The 17,239-nt window shown below is 59.0% G+C and carries 22 protein-coding genes and 1 tRNA gene; 4 read left to right on the top strand and 19 right to left on the bottom strand.

Annotated features, from left to right (window positions below):
• Window positions 1-95 precede the first annotated feature (95 nt).
• The 17 genes from ACFSR7_RS14170 to ACFSR7_RS14090 form a co-directional block, all read right to left on the bottom strand.
• Window positions 96-605, bottom strand: a complete 510-nt coding sequence (locus ACFSR7_RS14170) for a phage holin family protein (RefSeq protein ID WP_378162531.1) — start codon at window positions 603-605, stop codon at window positions 96-98.
• Between the two features lie 208 nt (window positions 606-813).
• A complete protein-coding gene (locus ACFSR7_RS14165) occupies window positions 814-1,077 on the bottom strand; it encodes a hypothetical protein (RefSeq protein ID WP_378162529.1) in 264 nt (87 codons plus the stop codon).
• 12 nt (window positions 1,078-1,089) lie between these two features.
• Window positions 1,090-3,399, bottom strand: coding sequence for a hypothetical protein (locus ACFSR7_RS14160; RefSeq protein ID WP_378162527.1), 2,310 nt, complete (start codon window positions 3,397-3,399; stop codon window positions 1,090-1,092).
• A 21-nt stretch (window positions 3,400-3,420) separates the two neighbouring features.
• Window positions 3,421-3,993, bottom strand: coding sequence for a YmfQ family protein (locus ACFSR7_RS14155; RefSeq protein ID WP_378162525.1), 573 nt, complete (start codon window positions 3,991-3,993; stop codon window positions 3,421-3,423).
• On the bottom strand, window positions 3,986-5,101 hold the full coding sequence (locus tag ACFSR7_RS14150) for a baseplate J/gp47 family protein (RefSeq protein WP_378163050.1): 1,116 nt from the start codon (window positions 5,099-5,101) through the stop codon (window positions 3,986-3,988). Before ACFSR7_RS14150 ends, ACFSR7_RS14155 begins: the two co-directional genes overlap by 8 nt.
• Window positions 5,101-5,556 (bottom strand): DUF2634 domain-containing protein, encoded by a 456-nt coding sequence (locus ACFSR7_RS14145; RefSeq protein ID WP_378162523.1) that lies wholly within the window; start codon window positions 5,554-5,556, stop codon window positions 5,101-5,103. Before ACFSR7_RS14145 ends, ACFSR7_RS14150 begins: the two co-directional genes overlap by 1 nt.
• The gene (locus tag ACFSR7_RS14140) at window positions 5,549-5,812 is read right to left on the bottom strand and encodes a hypothetical protein (RefSeq protein ID WP_378162521.1); all 264 of its coding nucleotides are present in this window, start codon (window positions 5,810-5,812) and stop codon (window positions 5,549-5,551) included. The genes ACFSR7_RS14145 and ACFSR7_RS14140 overlap by 8 nt, the downstream gene beginning before the upstream one ends.
• On the bottom strand, window positions 5,805-6,776 hold the full coding sequence (locus ACFSR7_RS14135) for an XkdQ/YqbQ family protein (protein ID WP_378162519.1): 972 nt from the start codon (window positions 6,774-6,776) through the stop codon (window positions 5,805-5,807). The genes ACFSR7_RS14140 and ACFSR7_RS14135 overlap by 8 nt, the downstream gene beginning before the upstream one ends.
• Entirely contained in the window at window positions 6,773-7,363 is a 591-nt protein-coding gene (locus ACFSR7_RS14130; RefSeq protein WP_378162517.1) for a LysM peptidoglycan-binding domain-containing protein, read from the bottom strand. The genes ACFSR7_RS14135 and ACFSR7_RS14130 overlap by 4 nt, the downstream gene beginning before the upstream one ends.
• 33 nt (window positions 7,364-7,396) lie before the next feature.
• Window positions 7,397-9,571: a TrbL/VirB6 family protein gene (locus tag ACFSR7_RS14125; protein ID WP_378162515.1), complete on the bottom strand. Its 2,175-nt coding sequence runs from the start codon at window positions 9,569-9,571 to the stop codon at window positions 7,397-7,399.
• A gap of 7 nt (window positions 9,572-9,578) precedes the next feature.
• Window positions 9,579-9,722, bottom strand: a complete 144-nt coding sequence (locus ACFSR7_RS14120; RefSeq protein WP_217596574.1) for a hypothetical protein — start codon at window positions 9,720-9,722, stop codon at window positions 9,579-9,581.
• Between the two features lie 23 nt (window positions 9,723-9,745).
• Window positions 9,746-10,156: a phage tail assembly chaperone gene (locus ACFSR7_RS14115; protein WP_378162513.1), complete on the bottom strand. Its 411-nt coding sequence runs from the start codon at window positions 10,154-10,156 to the stop codon at window positions 9,746-9,748.
• Window positions 10,157-10,170: 14 nt separating this feature from the next.
• Window positions 10,171-10,578: a phage tail tube protein gene (locus ACFSR7_RS14110; RefSeq protein ID WP_378162511.1), complete on the bottom strand. Its 408-nt coding sequence runs from the start codon at window positions 10,576-10,578 to the stop codon at window positions 10,171-10,173.
• A gap of 18 nt (window positions 10,579-10,596) precedes the next feature.
• Window positions 10,597-12,045, bottom strand: coding sequence for a phage tail sheath family protein (locus ACFSR7_RS14105; protein ID WP_378162509.1), 1,449 nt, complete (start codon window positions 12,043-12,045; stop codon window positions 10,597-10,599).
• A 2-nt stretch (window positions 12,046-12,047) separates the two neighbouring features.
• Window positions 12,048-12,245 carry a YqzN/YkzM domain-containing protein gene (locus ACFSR7_RS14100; protein WP_378162508.1) on the bottom strand — a complete coding sequence of 66 codons (198 nt, stop codon included), beginning with the start codon at window positions 12,243-12,245 and terminating at the stop codon, window positions 12,048-12,050.
• Between the two features lie 13 nt (window positions 12,246-12,258).
• Complete coding sequence (locus tag ACFSR7_RS14095) at window positions 12,259-12,708, bottom strand: hypothetical protein (RefSeq protein WP_378162506.1); 450 nt, start codon at window positions 12,706-12,708, stop codon at window positions 12,259-12,261.
• Between the two features lie 108 nt (window positions 12,709-12,816).
• Complete coding sequence (locus ACFSR7_RS14090; protein WP_378162504.1) at window positions 12,817-13,389, bottom strand: sigma factor-like helix-turn-helix DNA-binding protein; 573 nt, start codon at window positions 13,387-13,389, stop codon at window positions 12,817-12,819.
• Between the two features lie 282 nt (window positions 13,390-13,671).
• Between ACFSR7_RS14090 and ACFSR7_RS14085 the strand changes: the two genes are divergently transcribed.
• Both ACFSR7_RS14085 and ACFSR7_RS14080 read left to right on the top strand, forming a co-directional pair.
• Window positions 13,672-14,067 (top strand): helix-turn-helix domain-containing protein, encoded by a 396-nt coding sequence (locus ACFSR7_RS14085; RefSeq protein WP_378162502.1) that lies wholly within the window; start codon window positions 13,672-13,674, stop codon window positions 14,065-14,067.
• A 73-nt stretch (window positions 14,068-14,140) separates the two neighbouring features.
• Complete coding sequence (locus ACFSR7_RS14080) at window positions 14,141-14,722, top strand: ImmA/IrrE family metallo-endopeptidase (RefSeq protein WP_378162500.1); 582 nt, start codon at window positions 14,141-14,143, stop codon at window positions 14,720-14,722.
• Between the two features lie 68 nt (window positions 14,723-14,790).
• On the opposite strand, the gene ACFSR7_RS14075 is transcribed toward ACFSR7_RS14080, so the two are convergent.
• Window positions 14,791-15,333, bottom strand: coding sequence for a type 1 glutamine amidotransferase domain-containing protein (locus ACFSR7_RS14075; RefSeq protein ID WP_378162498.1), 543 nt, complete (start codon window positions 15,331-15,333; stop codon window positions 14,791-14,793).
• Between the two features lie 835 nt (window positions 15,334-16,168).
• Here ACFSR7_RS14075 and ACFSR7_RS14070 point away from each other — a divergent pair.
• Both ACFSR7_RS14070 and ACFSR7_RS14065 read left to right on the top strand, forming a co-directional pair.
• Window positions 16,169-16,549 carry a c-type cytochrome gene (locus ACFSR7_RS14070; RefSeq protein ID WP_378162496.1) on the top strand — a complete coding sequence of 127 codons (381 nt, stop codon included), beginning with the start codon at window positions 16,169-16,171 and terminating at the stop codon, window positions 16,547-16,549.
• 225 nt (window positions 16,550-16,774) lie between these two features.
• Window positions 16,775-16,954: a hypothetical protein gene (locus tag ACFSR7_RS14065; protein ID WP_378162494.1), complete on the top strand. Its 180-nt coding sequence runs from the start codon at window positions 16,775-16,777 to the stop codon at window positions 16,952-16,954.
• A 134-nt stretch (window positions 16,955-17,088) separates the two neighbouring features.
• On the opposite strand, the gene ACFSR7_RS14060 is transcribed toward ACFSR7_RS14065, so the two are convergent.
• Window positions 17,089-17,164, bottom strand: a tRNA-Thr gene (locus tag ACFSR7_RS14060).
• Window positions 17,165-17,239 lie beyond the last annotated feature (75 nt).

The raw sequence follows: 17,239 nt of genomic DNA, 5'->3' as shown, positions 1-17,239 counted from the left end.
TCCAGAATATATGTTCACCTTACAACTATTGGTGGCAATCGTACGACAAACAAAAAATAGCCCGGAGATCAAAATCCCCGGGCCTGTCGTCTTCTCTAGTGTTTTCCATGGTCAGAATCATTGTTAGGAGTTACAGTCATATCATCTTCCTTTTGATTAAACTGTTCTAGTCTTTTGGTAATGGATGCAGGCAACGTGACACCGAGCGCGCCAAAGTTTTCAACCAGGCTGAGGCCTTCTCTTCCCACATAAAAATAGATGGCGGCTGTCCGAAACATGGGCACGCCCGGCTGTAGCCAATCGTCAAGTTGGGCCGCGAGCGCAATAACCGTAAGAACGACAATTTTTCGAATGCCGCCCCAATAGAGCTTGTCCGAATTCAAGTTATGGTTTTTTAACGCACTGGCGACGCCGCTGACGTAATCTAGGAAAATGAGCGTAAGCAACACTTCCAACGCTTTATCCCAGCCACCTAATATAGTTGTGAGAAGCATGCCGATCGCCGCCCCCATTCCGCCTGCGAATGCCTCTTTGCCGCCGGCGGCGGTGGCATACCAGGCGTTGGATAGTAAGAGTTTCAGTTGTAGCAGGTCGACCCCCTCCAAATAAATAAAACTAATATTAATTAAGAACGTCCTATTTATCTATTCTGAATCTTTTGTTGCATTAAACCGTCCTTTCAACCGATAGAGCGTCAACATCAAGATTAGCTTGAAATTCTGCCTTTTTGTTGCCTGGTTCATCGTCATTGTCTCGGTCCGCGACAAATGCTCTGTCAGTGGATATTGATATGCAGACAGCTACTAACGCTGTTTAGGACCGGGAACAAAAAAGCAGCGACGGCGGATCGCTGCTCACATCAACCTGATATAATAACAAGTCGGCAAAGTCTTGTTCGTACTGTCCATGCTCCAGTTGCATTACGCCTATTGTGTCCGGCACACGTCCAGCCAGCATTGCGTATGCGGCAAAGTCCTGCTCGGTTGTCGTTTCAATGACATCCCCGGATCGCTCGCCGGTATCGACGATTACGTTTCCCGTTACGAGATCGTAATAGAGTTTTCTTCCAATTTGCATATTGTTATCCTCCTATTCGAATGCGAACCAGTAATAAGTAACTCCACTTGTCCCACTGCCAACAGGCAGAGAGAACCCGCCGCTTACTAAAAGTGCAGGGTTGACTAATCGTATGAACGATCCGTCTGAGTACATTAAGACATATCCATTAGCCTGTGGAGCGCCTGCATGCACGGCCGTCATCACAGCACCGGATGCTGTGTAGATGAAAACTGCTTTAGGCGTAAAGTTTAAACCAGTTACCGTGAATCTATAACCTGGTTTACCATACCCATTATCCAATGCAAAAGTTGTGGCATCGACCCCCTGTACAGCAGAACCTGAAGCGAATCGCGTTCCAGTTATCGCTGTACCCGCCACACCAAAGATAGATTTGCCCGAAAGTATATTCGCAGCGAGTAAGTTTACATCACCTTTTACTGTAATCGCCCCGTCGTATATACCTGCTGCCATCACCTGATCGGTAGTCACTGGTGTGATCGTCTGCGCCGACGCCGCGCGCGTTACGAGTGTACCGCTAACGAGCCCCATGTCCGTACCGACCGTCCTAGCGGAGCGCACGTCGCCTGCCGCAGCTGTTCCATACTCCCCCCCTTCACCCTGTAAAATAAAAGCCGTACCGTTGTATCTGAGTGTATAAATTCCATTTGTCACCATTTTCCCCGAAGTCAATGCGGCCCCTTTGGAAGTCAAAATGCTCTTAGAGCCGAGTCCATTAACGTTGATTGTCGATGCACCTGTATTATCGATATTGATCTGAACTGCAAGCGCAAGACCAGCAACAAGAGAAGATGGAGCCGGGGAAAGCGTAACGACGTAGGCATTGGCGGAACCAGTAGCGGCTGCATAAGGAATATGTGAGTTGCTAGAAATGTGAGTGGTCAAATTGCTTTGAACAGTGTTTGACTTAGAGGTTGCATCGGAGGCAGCGGTAGCAATCGCCGCATCCACGGTGTCTTTACGCGCTACATCTGCAGCAGCAGAGGGAGCAGCTACTTGTGTTCTGCCCGCGCTATCGCGCACCATCATGGTAGATGCAGTGGGATCGGATACAGCACCATGTGCCGCAGTCGCATCCATATGCGCCTTGGCTGCCTCAAGCGTCGTCGCCGGAACCGTCCGCCAGCTCGACTTGCCTGTCACCGACTTGACCATATTGGCAAGTCCCCCGAACAAGGCCGTCACAGTCCCCGTATCCGTGGTCGGCGCTGTCGTATCGCTGATCGTGCGGTTGCCGATGACCGCATCCGTGGCTGTTCCCGCGCCGCCAGCCCCAGATGTCATACCATCGAGCTTCGTTTTATCCGCCGCTGACATAAATCCGGCTACAGACGTTGTTGCCGCCGCATGGGCCGCCCCTCCAGTGCCGATATGCGCAGTAAGGTTACTTTGAACCGAATTCGCCTTGGTTGTCGCATCCGTCGCCGCCGCAGAAATCGCAGCGGACTGGGCACTGTTGGACTTAGTCGTCGCATCCGTAGCAGCCGCTGCAATCGCCGCCGCCTGTGCCGAATTCGCCTTTGTCGTCGCATCGCTCGCCGCCGTCGCGATCGCCGCGTCCACCGTGTCCTTCCGCGCGATATCCGCCGCCGCGGACGGCGCCGCCACCTGTGCGCGTCCGGCGCTGTCGCGCGCCATCATCGTCGACGCGGTCGGTGCGGATACCGCGCCGTGCGCCAAACCTGCGTCTACGTGCGACTTCGTCGCTTCCAGTGTGATCGCCGGGCTGGTCAGAGCGCTGGACTTGCCGGTAATCCCCTTCACCAAGGTAAAGAGGCTGGACAGCACCCCCGTCAGCGTCCCGGACATCGCCGGCGTAACACTGTCGGTCGCCGTGCGGCTGCCGATCACCGTGTCGTCCGCCGCGCCTGCGCCGCTCATCTGAGCGAACGTCAACGCCGTCGTTCCCAGGGTCACCGCGCCCGCATTGCTGAGCACAAAGCTTTTGCCCCCGTTAACCGTGCCTTCCCGTACGTAGCCCCACAGCCCGGCCGCCAGCTTCGCGGACGAATCCGCATCCGCAGCACGCGCCCAAGCGCCAGAGGCCGCTACATAAATGCCGTTCTGGCTGCCCGTCGTCTGATTTTTCACCAGCACGCGATCGCCCGCGGCCAGCGATACGCCGTCCACCGTCTGCAAGCCGGACAGCGTCGTGTTGCTCGCCGTCGCCGCGCGGACGCTGCCGATCGCCCCTTTTAGCGCCATCGCCGCGTCGATCTTGTCCCAGTTGTCGTTCAGCATCGTCTGGATATTGAATGTATCCGCGCCGTCCGTCGCCGGATTTTTCTTAAGCAAGTTCAGAATGCTCGTAAAAATGGCCATGCGCTATGCCGCTCCCTTCCCTTATGCATCCAGAAACGGCGCGAAGTCCGTCAGCGGATGGCTCTGCATTTGATTGATCGTCAGCCCGTTAACCTCGTTAACGGTCAAGTATCTGAATGAATAGGACACGGCCAGATGCGCAGGCACGATCGCGTTCAATGCGTCCTTGATATCGTCCAGGTTGGGCGGCAGCCCGACCGTATCGACGAACCGGATCGTCACCGTATAAAGCGATGGCTGCTGCGTCACCTCGATCGCGCCGTTGTCGAACGATTCCGCCACGCTGCGCATCAATGCGACCGTCACCGTACCGGTGCCGCGCAGCTTGGACTTGACCAGACTGCGCCGCTGATCCAGGGGCTTGGAAGGATCCGTCGCGATGCCAAGGTCGCTCTCCCAGCGATCCAGGCCCCAAGTCGCCGTGTCTACGAAAAATTGCGCAAGCGTCTCGTCCAACGCCCGCTGGAGCAGGTCGAGCTCCGTCCCTTCCGATTCCATCAGCGAGCACATGACGCGCGAGGAAGCGTAGTAGCCCGGCAAATATCCGAGCATCCCCTGTCCCCGCACGCTAGTTAACGTTACTGCCTCAGACACTGGCGTTCACCGCCCCCGGCACCGCGACCTGACCGGTCCCGACCGTCACGTTCGACGCGCCTCCGTTCATCGTCAGATTCGACAAGTCTTCGATCGCCGGAACGTCGAGTAAGAGGCTGTTCACTTTGGAATAACGAACGACCGCATCGGCAAAAGCCAACGACTTCAGGTAATCGGTCATGATCGCCTGAATGCCCGAGACGGCCTGCGCCAGTGTCCAGCCGGCGCGAAGCGTCAATTTCACGCTGATCACGATGGGCAGCTCGGTCGGGGCAGCCACGACTACGTTCGCGCCGATCGGCGCTTTGCCCGCACCCGTGCCCGCCGCCCCCGGCGCGATCGCCTCCTGCACGGCAGCCACGATGGCCGCAGAAGCCGCACGCTTGTCCTGGTTCAGCACATACACTTTCACCGTGCCCGGACCGTTCCACAACGGCTGAACCTGTGCGCCGCCGACGCCGTCCGTTCCGAGCGCCCATTGCAAATAGTCCGCCCGATTGCCGCTCGTGCCGGGATTGCGAACTTTAAGCAGGTAGCGCTCCAGCAGCGACGCATCGCTCTCGGTCTCGTCGCCTCCGCCGATCGCCGCGGCGTTCGCGATACCCGTCACGCCCGGCACCTGCTCCACCAGCACAGCGATCGCTCCGGCCGCGATGTTGCCTGACACGCCAGCCTCGACGGCCCTTACGCTCGCTTCCACCAGCCCGAGGCCGCCAATCGTAACCGCCTCAACAGTCTCGAATTCCACCGACGGCGTCGAAGTGACGGCATCGGCCGCCGTGGCCACGCGAGTTCCCGCAGGTACGACGACGCCGTTCGCTCCCGCGAACGTCACCTTTCCCGTCGCCCGCTCCGCGGGGCGCCGCTCCACGCCATGTTCGCCGCACCTGAGATCCAGGTAGGCGCCAAATGCCGTCGTCGCAAATCCGCGCCGCAGCACCTCCTGCGCCCAGCCCGCCGACAAGAACAGCTCGTACGCCGCAGGCGCAAGCGCGTCCCATATATAAGAGCCTTCGGCCTTGTCTACGTCCGCCGGAATCCGGCCCAGCATGCGCGCCAGAATGCGCTCTTCCTTTTGCTCCGTCAAATAATCCGGCAATGCCGTCATCACAAGCTCACCACGCTTCCTTCAATCGTCCCCGCCTCATCGCGAACGCTGGTCACCGAACAGGAGAACCTGCAAGCGTCCGCCTCCCACGAAAATGAAAACGTCCCGACGCGCGCCGTCCGCGGGTCGGCCAGCAGCGTTTCCGAGGCGATGCGCGCAATCTCGCTCTCGACCGCCGCACGGGAGAGGCCAAGCCCGATCAACGACTCGAACTCCTGCCCGTACAACCGCGAATAGACGAGATGGCGATATCGCTCGGTCGCAAGCGCTTTGCGGCACCATTCGAGCCATGCGTCCGTATCCTGCGCCCCCGCGATCCTCCCCGTCGGCGTCCGCACGAATTCACCCGTTTCAAAATCGAACTTCCAGCTGCGACCGAACGATGCGCCCGAAGCCTCGGTCTCGTCCGGCAGCACTTCCGCACCGATCGTCGCCGTCGGAAATAAATCAGCCACCCGCGCTCACCACCTTGCATACGACGACAGCCTGACTGCCGCCGGCAACGGGCACCGCGAGCACGCGATCTCCAGGGGCAAGCAGCAAGCCCTCCGCCTGCAAATAATCCGGCATTTCGTATTTAAAAGAATCCAGCTTCAAGCCGGCCCCCGTCATCGTCCCAAGCTCCGCGGGCACGCCTGCGACTTGCTTGGCCGCCACCCGGTTCATGCGGCTCTCCAGCGCGGCGGCAAGCTGCTTGTAAGGATCAGCCACAATAATCCCTCCTCACTTTGGCTTCGCGAGCCAGCTCCAGCTGCATATGTCCGGGCTCGCCAAGCTGGTGCCGGACGGACGTCACGAACAGCCGCTGCCCGTCCAGCTCGACCAGATCCCCCGCCCGGATCAGGTTAATATCGAGCGCCGTCACCGACATCGTTTCCTGCAAGCCCAGCAGCAGCGGCTCCGCCGCCTTGCGCGCTTGGGCGGGCGTCTCGATCGCGCAGTCCTGCAGCACCTTTTGCAAAGTGCCGTACTTCTCGATCTCGCCTTTGACGATCGCCAGCACCGGAGACAGCTTCGTCTCGCTCCCCTCGCTGCCGAGCACCTTCACCTGCGTGACGGCCCCCTCGAGCGTCCGTTTCTGACTGACCGACTCCAGCGACTCCAACTGCCAGACCTTGTCGTTGCCGCCCAGCTTCACGAGCGTCAGTCCGTTTGGCGTCATGCGCGGGCGATACAGCTCCCCGCCCTTGTTCGCCGTCTCCTTCAAATCTTCCAGAATCATGCTGAAAATGGATTGGCTTCGCTTCACGCTGCGCTTCAGCTTGATGTCGGTGTCCGGCAGCACGGCCAGCGGGATGTTCCAACCTGCCGCATAGGACGCGAGCCGCTCCGCCGCCGTCTGTCCGCCCGGCATCAGCCGCTCGTCCTCGGACTTGGACAGATACAGCGTCCGGTCGTACGCCGTGACGTTCAGGTGCTTGCCGCTGCCTGCCGACCGCTCGCTCTCGCATTCCCAGACGATCGCCGGATGAAGCAGATAGGCCATTCCCGTTGAACCGTACGGTACGCCGGAAATGCGAATCTCCTGACCCGGCGCGATCGCCGGCAGGTCCGGACGGACCGTCAGGCGAATGTTCGCGCGGTAAGCGATCTCCTCCAACGAATCTTCCAGCGCGATCTCTTCCGCCAGGTCGCCCAAATAATACTTGCCATCCAAAACCACCTCATAGCTCATGGCATCACCAGCTTCTGTCCCGGAAGGATCAGGTTCGGGTCGCTGCCGATCAGCGCTTTGTTTTTCGCGTAAACCTCGTTCCATCTCGCACTGCTGCCGAGTTCCCGTTTGGCGATGGCATAAAGCGTATCTCCTTGGCGCACCACGTACGTTTTCGGAACCGGCTTCATGTCCGTGCGGACCGTGGCGCCGGACGCTGCCTTGGTCCTGACCTTCGGCTCCCGCCAGGTGCGAATTGCGATATCGAAATAGATGTCGCCGGGCTCGCCGCCCCGCAAGCTTGTCGAGTGGGAAGAGATGTAGCCGAGTATGTTAACGCCGGCTTCCGTAATCATGAAGTGAACCGGCTGCTTGCTGACCATGTAGCTCGTGAGCAGATTCATCGAGCCGATCGGATCCTTGTCCGCCGGGAAGAAGGAGGAGAACGAAATCTCCTTCAGCTTCTCCTCCTGCGCCATATCCACCTCGCCGAGCGAGAGAATGTTGACGGTTTCGAGCTGCTTTTCGCGCCGAATCGACACCTCTTCCGGATTAACGGGAAAATGGAAAATGTTTTTGGCGGACGCGTCTTTTAAAATGAATTCCACGCTTCTCCTCCTTCCGCCGCGCGGTAATCTATATTAAGGCCGGTTCTCCAGCGTCTGCCGGATCGAGGCCGTCAATCGGGTGCTCACCTGCGCCGTAATTGCGTTGTAGTCGATGTCGGTCTCCTTGACCGTCAGTTGGACGGCGCCTGCGGGGATGTTGATGTTGATGGTTGGCGCGGGTTGAGGGGCTCCCTGTCCGCGAGCCGTACCTGGACTTGCCGGGTTAAGAGGCACGGCAGGCGTCGGGAGAGCCTGTATTTGGGAAAGGGATCGCGTCATGATCTGTTTAACAGAACGCGGTACGGGAATGCCCAAGGAGAGCCGGGAAACCGCAGCGCCGCCAAGCAAGCCGCCCGCCAGGACGGATGTTAATCCCAGCCCTCGCGTTGCAGTTGAAGACGATGCGGGGTTGTTCGAGGGCAACAACTCACCGGTAGATGAGGTGTCGGGTTTCTTCTTTTTCTTGCCTAGCCAACCAAACGCTTTATTAGCGTAAGAGCCCAGCTTTTCGCCGATGGCGCTGCCTCCGAGACCGCCGATTGCGCCGCCGACCAAGCCGCCGATCGCGGTGCCGATTCCGGGGATGACCGATCCGATGGCGGCACCCATCGCTGCGCCTCCCGCCGCGCCGGCCCAGCCGCCGGCCGCACTGCCGATCGCTTTTGCTCGCTCGTCTCCGCCTTTTGCCGTGACGATGCCGGCTACGTCGGAGATCGCGCCAAGCGGACGCAATAGCTTGCCGCCGAATTTCCCAACCTTCAGCAAACGTTTGAATACCTTGCCGGAAGCAGGTGAAGAGATCATGTCGCCGGCCCTGTCAGCCAAACCTCCGCCGTTTCGCAATTTGCCGAAGAGCGCTTTGCCCACTCCCAGGGCGCTGCTTGCCGCGCTTTTCACAGCACCGGCGGCTCGGCCGGCGGCGCCCTTGCCTTTGTCCAGCGCTTGCCCAGCCAAAGACTTCCCGCCGCTCCACAACCGGCTGGCGCTACTTTCCCCCGTGCTCCAGGCAGTGCTTGCCGCGTTTTTAACGGCGCCTGCGGCACGGCTGACAGCACCATTGCCCTTGTCTAACGCTTGGCCCGCCAGTGTCTTTCCGCCGTTCCACAGTCGGCCTGCCACGCTTTTGCCTGCACCCCAGGCGCTGCTCGCTGCAGTTTTAACAGCGCCCGCAGCCTTCCCGGCGACAGCTTTGCTCTTTTCAATCGCCTGTCCAACAGCCGCTCTGCCCTTGCCTAGTACTTGGCCTGCTGCCGATCTGCCTTTTTCCAAAGCTTTGCCTGCAACCGATTTTCCGGCCGACCAAGCTTTCCCTGCGAGCGTCTTCCCTCCGCCGAGGAGCGTCTTGACGATCAGCCCTCTGCCTACTGTACGGATGAGCCCGCCAATTGCCCTGCCCAGTCCTCCGAACGCCCGTCCGAGCATTCCGCCGGCTCTGGCGCCTCGGCCTCCGCCTCGCGAGCCGCGTCCGCCACGTCCACCTCGTCCGCCACGACCTCCGCGCCCGCCATAAGACGTTCCTTTGCATTTGCATCGGCAGACACAATTGACCTTGACGGTAATGTTGTCTTTTCCTTTTTCTTCATCCTTCTTCTCTTCGGGAAGCAATATTTTAAGCCAACCCATCAAGGGTAAGCCGGAAAGTGCCTTGATGCCTTTGTCGATCATTCGGACTGCCCATTCCTTGAGGCGATCCTTGTACACGTCCAGAATTTCCTTGCCAAGGTCCTTCACGTAGTCGAGGATGCGTTCCCACAAGGACTTGTCCTTGCCTTTATCCGGAGGCCCTTGCCCGCCGCCGGCACCGGTTCCTGCCGTGGCCTCGACCAATGCCGTCACGCGAACTTTTACGTTCACGCTGGTTTTGACCACCGTCTTGACGACTGTTTTAATGACCGTTTTGACGACTGTCCTGACGACTGTTTTGACCGAAACCTTCATCGCGGCCTTCATTTTTTCAGTGAAGCTGGCCTGCATCCGAATTCGCCAATCCTTCTTCGTCAGCGATTCGAGATGCATGCGAATCTTCCTGATCGGCTCGCACAAACAATCGCTCAGCCGGATCGGAATCACGACCCGCATTCGCGACAGCCGGTCTACCCGCCGCTGGATGCTCTCCATATACCGGTCGACCGCGCGCAGTTGCGTCACCGTTTCCTTCAACCCGTCGGCATCGATAATGTAATCGTAGGGCACAGCGTTTTCCGCCATATGTCGCCTAACCTCCTTTCCCGCCGTTCTGGCCGCGCTCGGCCTCGAGCTCGAGCTCCATGCTCGCCATCAAAAAGAGCTGCTCCCCCCGGGGAAGCAGCCAGAACTGTCCGGGGCGCAGATGGTGCCGGACCCAGATGGCATGGAGCATGCCGGCCAGCGCCCCGGAGGCGATCAGTTTTTTACGTCTTCAAGCTCCGTGTTGAAGCCGGAGAGGTCGAGCACGACGTCGCCGAGCGCCGACAGCTCGCCTGCGAGCAGGATGCGCTTCACGACTTCTTCGGCGCTGCTCGCGCTGAACTTGGCGAGCAGCTTGCCGTCGCCCCAGGCGGGCGACACGGTAGCCGCCGCGATCAGCGACACGTTAAACAGTTCTTCGTCGAGCCGCTCGACAGTCTGGCCGCGTCTTTCCTTGCGTTCCGTGCAGCGCTCGCGGATACCGAATACCTGCTTGCCCGTCAGTCCCCGGATCTTCACCGGGATGCCGAGCCGCTCCAGCAGCACCGTGCGCTCGGGCAGCGTATCGGCGTCGAGCAGCCGCTGCAGCACTTGTTCTTCCGTCATTTGACCGATCTCGATCGTCATGCCTGCGCCTCCTTTTAGTTTGCCTTGATCGGATCGAGCAGCACGTAGCCCTCAAACGTGAATGCCGTCTCCTCCGCCACTTCCTCGCCCGCGGTCCAGTTGGCCAACTGCAGCTTGTCCGCCACGCAGTTGGTAAGCTGGATGCGCTCGAAGCCGTACGCCTCCGGATCGGACAGCTTGTTGATGATATTGAACTTGGCGAAGCCGCGCGAGATCATGTCGCTCGTCACCTTGTAGCCGCTCATCGTGCCGGTGCCTTTCTTGGCGCCGAGCTTGTGCTGCGTCCATTCCGAGCCGGCGAGCTTGAGCTCCCGCTTCTCCACCTCGACCGAAGCCTCCAGGTGGTTGATATTCGTCTGCCAGTTGCCGTCGATGAATACTTGTCCGTAAGTACCGAGAATCGCTCTGGTCGGATCCATCATGTGCTGTCGTCCCCCTCGTTATTGCACGATAAACGTGCCGAAAATTTGTTCGACCACATCGGTCAAGCGCGCTTCCCACTTCAAGAAAACCTGATCCGCAGCCGCGGGAACGGACGTATCGACCGCAACGTCGTATCCGGTCGCCTCGATGACGCCGGCCGACGCCAGCGCGTCCAAGTACTGCTTGCAGGCGCCGATCAGCGCAAGCCGGCCCTCTTCCGTGTTGTTCACCTTGCCGATGTACTGGTCCTCCGCGGTGCGCTGGAGATCGGCGTTCACGCTGTCGAGCACGCGGATCGTACGGATCTTCTTCCAGGCTGCGTTCTGGCCGGAAGCCAAGGTCACGCGGCTGTTCACGCCGCGCAGCGCCTTGACCATGCGGCCGTCGTGGACGTGGAGAAATACCCCGCCGCGCACGGCTTGCTCCTGCTCGGAGCGGGTCCAGCGGCGCACGACATCCTGGAAGGGTGAAGACGCATACGTCGTCGATCCGTTGAGCGACTGGCCGGCGATCAGGCCGGCGACATACGCCGCCACCTGTGCGGAGCTGTATTCGACGTCGGCCAGCACCGCGCCGGTGCCGACGTTCACGATGCCTTCGTGATTGAAAGAAGCGCTTCGCTGTGCGGCTTTGCCGACGGCATCCGCCGCCTTGTCGTCTGCGAGCGAGCCGCCGAGGACGGCGATCGCGCCATGTCCCTCGCCGCGGATTCGCGCCACCCATGCAACGAGACTTGCTTGCAGCTGCGGGTCGGATACGCCGTCCAGCGCGACCGCGTTAAACGTCTGCGTCTCGAAGGCGGACAGCGCGTTCACGTAGTCTGCGTTCGCGATGCCCGAGATGCCCGACGCGCCGCCTGTCAGCGCGACGCCGGAGACCGGTGCCAGCGAGCCGTTGCCGGCCGCGATCTTGGAAGCCGTCACCCATACGTTGGCCGCATCCTGATTCACGGCGTCGACGGCCGCTTGCACCGTGCCGTCGGCGAAGGTGAAGGTACGCAGGAGCGTATTGCCCTCGAACAGCTTGAGGTCCTTCAAGGCGGCATCCGCCGGATTGACCTGCACCGTCACCTTGAAGTTGTTGCCCCGCGCGCCGGTCTGCTTCGCCTCGAGCTTCAGCACGTCAGCCGGCGTGCCCGCCCCGTCCTTCAGTGTCTTGGACGCCTTCGACTCTGTCCCGTCCGACAGCCGGTAGGCCAATACCTTGCTTGCACCGCCGAGCAGCGCAAAGCGAAGCGACGTGTACGCCGTCGCGCCGCCCGTCTCGTCGATGGCGTACAGGCTCGCGATGTCGGCTTCGCTCGTCACCTCCGCGAATCGCTTGACCGGCCCCCAGTGGGCCTTGACGGGCATGATGACCACGCCTCGTTCTCCCGCTTGCACCGCGGCCGCAGCCGCCGAGCGAAATGCCATATAAAAGCCGGGCAATACCGGCAGATCCGTCTGATTCCAAGTGCCTCCAGCCATGCTCAGTTCACCTTCCTGTTCATAAATTTGTCGACGAGCGCTTTGGCGCTCCCGATGTCGAAGCGTTCCCCGCTGTCCGTACCGTACAGGGCGCCTTGCACCGCCTCCGGGCTGACGCCGAACAGCTCGCCTGCATAGGCGATCAGCTCATCCTTGCCGTACGTTGCGACCGTGTCGTCGCTTTGTTTTTTCCCCGCCATTCGCCGGCCACCTCTATCCTTCTTTTTGTTGAAACGCGACTTCTCGCATCAGCGGCGCCGTCTCGGACGGACGTCGGTTTTTCCGGCTCAGCGCCACGCTCAGCTGGCCCGTCGCGACCGCGTCCGCCTTAAGGTCGGCAACCGTCTCCCCGACCAGCAGATACCGCCGCTGCGCCGCGTCGAGCGGCAGCTTGATCGCAGCGCCGAGCGCGCCAGTCAGCCGTGCGACCGCGTCCGCTTCCTCCGCGGGGTCCCGCCCGAGCACATGCCCGGCGTAGCGCCGCGTTTCCTCGCCGTAGGCTGCGTTGCCTGTCTTCTTCTCAACGCCCGCCAGCCGCCACAGCATGGCAGGACGCTCATAATCGGCGGGCCAAGCATTCGCGTACACTTGCCACTCGACATCGTCAAGCGCCTGTACCGTCCAGCTCGCGAGCGCCTGCATCCAGCCTTCGTCTCCGCTCACCGAAGCACCCTCTCCTTCATGCCGCCGCGCCGAAGCGTCCTGCCGCATTCGTTATTTTCGAGAACGCATGTTCGCTTTCTCATCTATAGGTGGCATCCGTACGACAAGCTATCCGACGCTGCTGCCGCCGCCTTCGCGCAGGTTTGTTTCAATCTTGCGCCTGGCCCTTAACAGGTACGTGCCCGCACTGGACTTGCTGATCTTCAGCACGTCCGCCACCTCGGCAAGCGTGAAGCCCTCGGCCTGGGACAACCTGTAGCAATCGCGCTCCCTTTCCGTCAAGCCTCCGAGCGCGCGTTCGAGCGCCAGGCTTGGCGCCTCGCATCCGCCCGCCGCATCCGGCAGCGCAGCGTCGCGTCTCGCTTCCAGCACGGCCGACAGCACCGAGGGGTCGGTCGGAATCTCCCGCTGATAGCCGGCCCGCCTTTCGATGCCCCTGCGATTGCCTGGCATGCGTCCGGTGTCCAGCCATTCGATAATATAAGAGCAGCTTGCGATCATCTCGATTACCAGGCGACGCTGCCTGTCCAGCTCGGACCAAGCCATGCCCGTGACGCCCTTTTTCCCCGCATTCGCTTCAAGTTCTCCGATCTTCACGGTTAGCTTGTCTGCCGCGATCAGCAGCAGCCGACGCGTATGACGATAGCTATCACCAGTCGCTTGATTCGCTTCTAGCGTCATGAATAAACACCCCCGCTTTGCCATTTTGGCAAATTATTTTCTCAATTAGGCCTCTTGTTCTTCATTTCACGGCCATTTCCCCTTATATCAAGTCCATCCTGCACGAATCCAGCATCGCCGCACAAAGGAAACATATGTTCGCATTTCCGGCACAAAACCATCATATATTACCAATGCGGCAACTGTCAATTCCCATTTTAACGGTTTACTGGAAACAAATTTGCCAAAAAGGAAAACAAGTCGTATACTATAAGGAAGTTCTTACCGGAAGGAAGATGGGTAATGACGTTGGGAAGCCGGCTCAGAGAACGGCGCGAGCGTCTCGGCAAGACGCAGTTGACCGCCGCCAAGGAATTGGGGATCAGCAATGTCCAGCTGTCACGCTACGAATCCGACGATCGCAAACCCGAGCCCGACATGCTAGGCCGATTTGCCGAATATTACAAGACAACCGCCGATTACCTCCTTGGACTTACGAGCGATGCGACGCTGGAGGGACCGTCTCCTGCTGCCTCCGAAGCTGCGGCGTTCGAGGAATTCATACGCAACCCGGAGCACGGACTTTTTTTCAAAGATTACTTGGACGCGCCCGAAGCCCGGCAGGAGGAAATGCTGCGTTTCTGGACGTTTCTCAGGGAACAGGAACGTCTTCGCAAAGCGGATCGCAATAACGAATAGTCAGACAGCGCCTTAAAGGCGCTTTATTTTTCGCCGTTCATCCGAACGTACATTCTCATTCCGAGGTGCATGGATGCTCCAATATTATCAGCCGACGCCGCTCGAGCAATGGATCGAGGCGCTATGGCTCAGGGCCGGAATCGTGACACCCGACCAGTTGACCATCGAGGAAGTGTCGGACCGGTTGGACGTATGGGTTCATTATATGAGCCAGTCCAGCAAAGCGCTTGAGTGGATGGGTATACGTTCCGTGCTCATCGACCTGCGCCTGACGGCCGAGCAGCAATGGGAGGATTATTTGCACGAACTTTGTCACATTCTCCGGCACGCCGGCAATCAGACGGTGATGCCGCGGTCTTTTCTGGAACACCAGGAGGCTGAGGCCAAGCGGTTCGTTCTTTATGCTTCGATGCCCTTTTCGATGGTCAAGGATATGAAGCTCCCTTCTATTCGCGGCGAGGCGGTGCAGTTGCTGGCCAGCAAGTTCGGCGTTACCTGCGAACTGGCGGACGTGCGGCTCGACCAGTTTCAGCGCCGGGCGTTCGAGGCGGTTTTATGGGAGGAGATCGGCAGACTGAACCGGGAAGCGCCCAAGGCAGAAGGCGTTCACGAGAAAAATCAGTTGTTCGTTTCATGCGACGAATCGCTTCTCTGACGCAAAAAAGGATGCCTTCGGCTAGTCAGCCGAGCATCCTTCCCTTCTCCTTTATCCTCGCGTCAAGCTCAATAAGCCGACACGCCGATCTTCGCGATCGTCTCGCGGATAAAAGCCGGCTCGTCCTCAGGCTTGCGCGAAGTAATCAGGTTCCCGTCCACGACGACTTCCCGATCCACGAACACGCCGCCGGCGGCTTCGACCTCCTCTTGGATGGACGCGGTCGCCGTCAGCGTCTTGCCGCTTAGCACGCCTGCCTTCGCAAGCACCTGCGGACCATGGCAGATTGCCGCGATTGGAATGCCGGCGCCGTCCGCTTCGGCCACGAACGCAATGACGGCCGGATCCTCCCGGAGCTTGGCAGGCGAGCCGCCGCCCGGAATGACGATGGCTTCATAATCCTCGGCTTTCGCATCGCCTGCCGCCAAATGGGACGTATACGTCACCGTACCCTTCTTTCCCTTGAGCTCCTTGCCCTTTTCCGTGCTGATAATGTCGATATCGTTGCCGTTCTCGACTAGCGCGTCGTACGGGTTTTGCATTTCCGAGTCCTCGTAGCCTTCCTCGAGCAAAAATGCGACTTTGCGAAGGCCTTGCTTGACGGTTGCCATATCGGATCACCTCTTCTTCGACTCATTTATGTACGGAAGCAGACCGCGGCTTGCGTTGCCGCGATCTGCTCACTGACTTCTATAAGAATGGTCATCCTCGACAACAACAATTCGTACGTTCGCTTCGCGCGGGTGCCGGGAACACTTGAGACGGTTGCCCGATTGTAAAGCCCTGCCTCATTCGAACCGAGGATTGTTGCGGGCTGTGGCGGTGACCTAAGCAAGCGTCAACTCGAACCCTTGGCCGTGGTGCTGCGGAGCACTAATTGAACTCCGCGATTCCGCGCTGCATTTTCTGGTTCAACGGAATCACATCCTGTCCTTAGGCGATAGCAAGCATGCCATGCCATTCGTATCCGGGAATCACTGCCTGACATCTTCAGCGTTCGCTCGCGTACCGGCCGTGATCGTCACGAACCTGGTTCCCGATATTCGGCTGCAGCCCGGCCCTTTGATCCCATGATGCCCTTGATTCAGCATTTGCGCGTCCCAACTCTTCGTAGTCGTGTTCACGATCCGGAGATCTTGCCCTCGCTTCTCCGCCGTGCATGTTGGCTTTGCGCCTCGTGCTGACGTCTGGATCTGCTCGTGCCATTTGAATCACTCCTTCAAGGGTGGAATGGCCTTGCTCTTATTATTACCCCCAGGGACAGGTACGAACCGGATTTAACCGTTTTCAATCATTAAACAATTTTAATGCTCCGATAACAAAAGCGGCTCCCGTTTAAAGATTATAATCGTTAACTAACGATGTGGCTCCTTCGGGTCTAACTAACTTTTGCGGAAACGGGTAATCTTAATCAGAAGAAGACGATGACAAGGAGGAATTGGAACGATGAGAAAATGGTTCATGCCCGGCCTACTGACCGCATGCTGCTTGTTCGCCATTCTAATGGTGTATTTTTCCCTCAGAGCGGACGAACCGTCTACCGGTCCAAGCGAGGCCGCGCCTTCGGCTTCCGCTTCCGGCGAAGCCCCGGCTACAGTCGACGCCGAGGCGGCTACGGCCATTTACAAGAGCAATTGCCTGGCCTGCCACGGCGATCAATTGCAAGGCGGCATGGGTCCGGCGCTGGCGAAAGTCGGGGCGGATATGTCCGAAGCGGACATTCACAAGCAGATCCTGAACGGCGGCGGCGGCATGCCGGCCTTCAAGGGAACGCTGACGGACGAGCAAATTGCCACGCTCACCGCCTGGCTGGCTTCCAAGAAATAAGCTTTGCGAGTCGTGACCCCCAGCGGGTCACTTTTTTTTCGCGCAAAAATAAAACAGCCTCTCGCATTGCGACACGTGCCGCGGGCAAGAGGCTGAACGACTGCTTACGCCATCCCGGGGTAACGACCGCCGAATGCAGTCGGGCTGACGGCGTCGATTCGGAAGGGGATATTTAATGACATCAACGGCCGACTGTTGATTATGCAGGACGAGCTGCTGCGCGGCATGTTTAACGTAAAATATTTGATGACCCATCAATTGACGGTACAGCAGGTGCTGTCCGGCTACTATCAACTGAAAAAAATTCAGCTATTCAGGCCGGAAAAGCTGCCCGCAATCGACGATACCAAAATGGAACCGACCAGCTCGCATTTGACGCAGAAGATAACGAAAAACTCATTTTGAATGGAACACGCAGCGTGCTGCGTGTTTATTGATTTGGAGGGGCGCGCATGACGGCTGCCGATTCAACAGCAAACGAGAGAACAAAAAAGACGCGACCCCCAATCTCGGGAAGCCGCGCCGTTGCTGGCGTCTTATGGTGCTGATGAAGGGATTCGAACCCCCGACCTACGCATTACGAATGCGTTGCTCTACCAGCTGAGCTACATCAGCGAGCACTTTTACAGAATACCGAATTCGTCCTCCAGAGTCAAGCCTTTTTTTGTTTTTTTTGATTCCCCCCCGCGG

This window comes from Cohnella sp. GCM10020058 (assembly GCF_042683485.1).
Classification (GTDB): domain Bacteria; phylum Bacillota; class Bacilli; order Paenibacillales; family Paenibacillaceae; genus Cohnella.
The sequence above is the reverse complement of the archived record's forward strand: the minus strand, read 5'-3'. Positions and strand labels throughout refer to the sequence as shown.

Bases quoted from the DNA above. Each gene is read 5' to 3' on its own strand.
- ACFSR7_RS14100 (WP_378162508.1), bottom strand. From the start codon at position 12,245: ATGGCGGGGAAAAAACAAAGCGACGACACGGTCGCAACGTACGGCAAG.
- ACFSR7_RS14065 (WP_378162494.1), top strand. From the start codon at position 16,775: ATGTTTAACGTAAAATATTTGATGACCCATCAATTGACGGTACAGCAG.
- ACFSR7_RS14120 (WP_217596574.1), bottom strand. From the start codon at position 9,722: ATGCTCCATGCCATCTGGGTCCGGCACCATCTGCGCCCCGGACAGTTC.
- ACFSR7_RS14070 (WP_378162496.1), top strand. From the start codon at position 16,169: ATGAGAAAATGGTTCATGCCCGGCCTACTGACCGCATGCTGCTTGTTC.
- ACFSR7_RS14105 (WP_378162509.1), bottom strand. From the start codon at position 12,045: ATGGCTGGAGGCACTTGGAATCAGACGGATCTGCCGGTATTGCCCGGC.
- ACFSR7_RS14160 (WP_378162527.1), bottom strand. From the start codon at position 3,399: ATGGCCATTTTTACGAGCATTCTGAACTTGCTTAAGAAAAATCCGGCG.
- ACFSR7_RS14090 (WP_378162504.1), bottom strand. From the start codon at position 13,389: ATGACGCTAGAAGCGAATCAAGCGACTGGTGATAGCTATCGTCATACG.
- ACFSR7_RS14125 (WP_378162515.1), bottom strand. From the start codon at position 9,571: ATGGCGGAAAACGCTGTGCCCTACGATTACATTATCGATGCCGACGGG.
- ACFSR7_RS14110 (WP_378162511.1), bottom strand. From the start codon at position 10,578: ATGATGGATCCGACCAGAGCGATTCTCGGTACTTACGGACAAGTATTC.
- ACFSR7_RS14080 (WP_378162500.1), top strand. From the start codon at position 14,141: ATGCTCCAATATTATCAGCCGACGCCGCTCGAGCAATGGATCGAGGCG.
- ACFSR7_RS14085 (WP_378162502.1), top strand. From the start codon at position 13,672: ATGACGTTGGGAAGCCGGCTCAGAGAACGGCGCGAGCGTCTCGGCAAG.
- ACFSR7_RS14165 (WP_378162529.1), bottom strand. From the start codon at position 1,077: ATGCAAATTGGAAGAAAACTCTATTACGATCTCGTAACGGGAAACGTA.
- ACFSR7_RS14135 (WP_378162519.1), bottom strand. From the start codon at position 6,776: ATGAGCTATGAGGTGGTTTTGGATGGCAAGTATTATTTGGGCGACCTG.
- ACFSR7_RS14150 (WP_378163050.1), bottom strand. From the start codon at position 5,101: ATGACGGCATTGCCGGATTATTTGACGGAGCAAAAGGAAGAGCGCATT.
- ACFSR7_RS14115 (WP_378162513.1), bottom strand. From the start codon at position 10,156: ATGACGATCGAGATCGGTCAAATGACGGAAGAACAAGTGCTGCAGCGG.
- ACFSR7_RS14075 (WP_378162498.1), bottom strand. From the start codon at position 15,333: ATGGCAACCGTCAAGCAAGGCCTTCGCAAAGTCGCATTTTTGCTCGAG.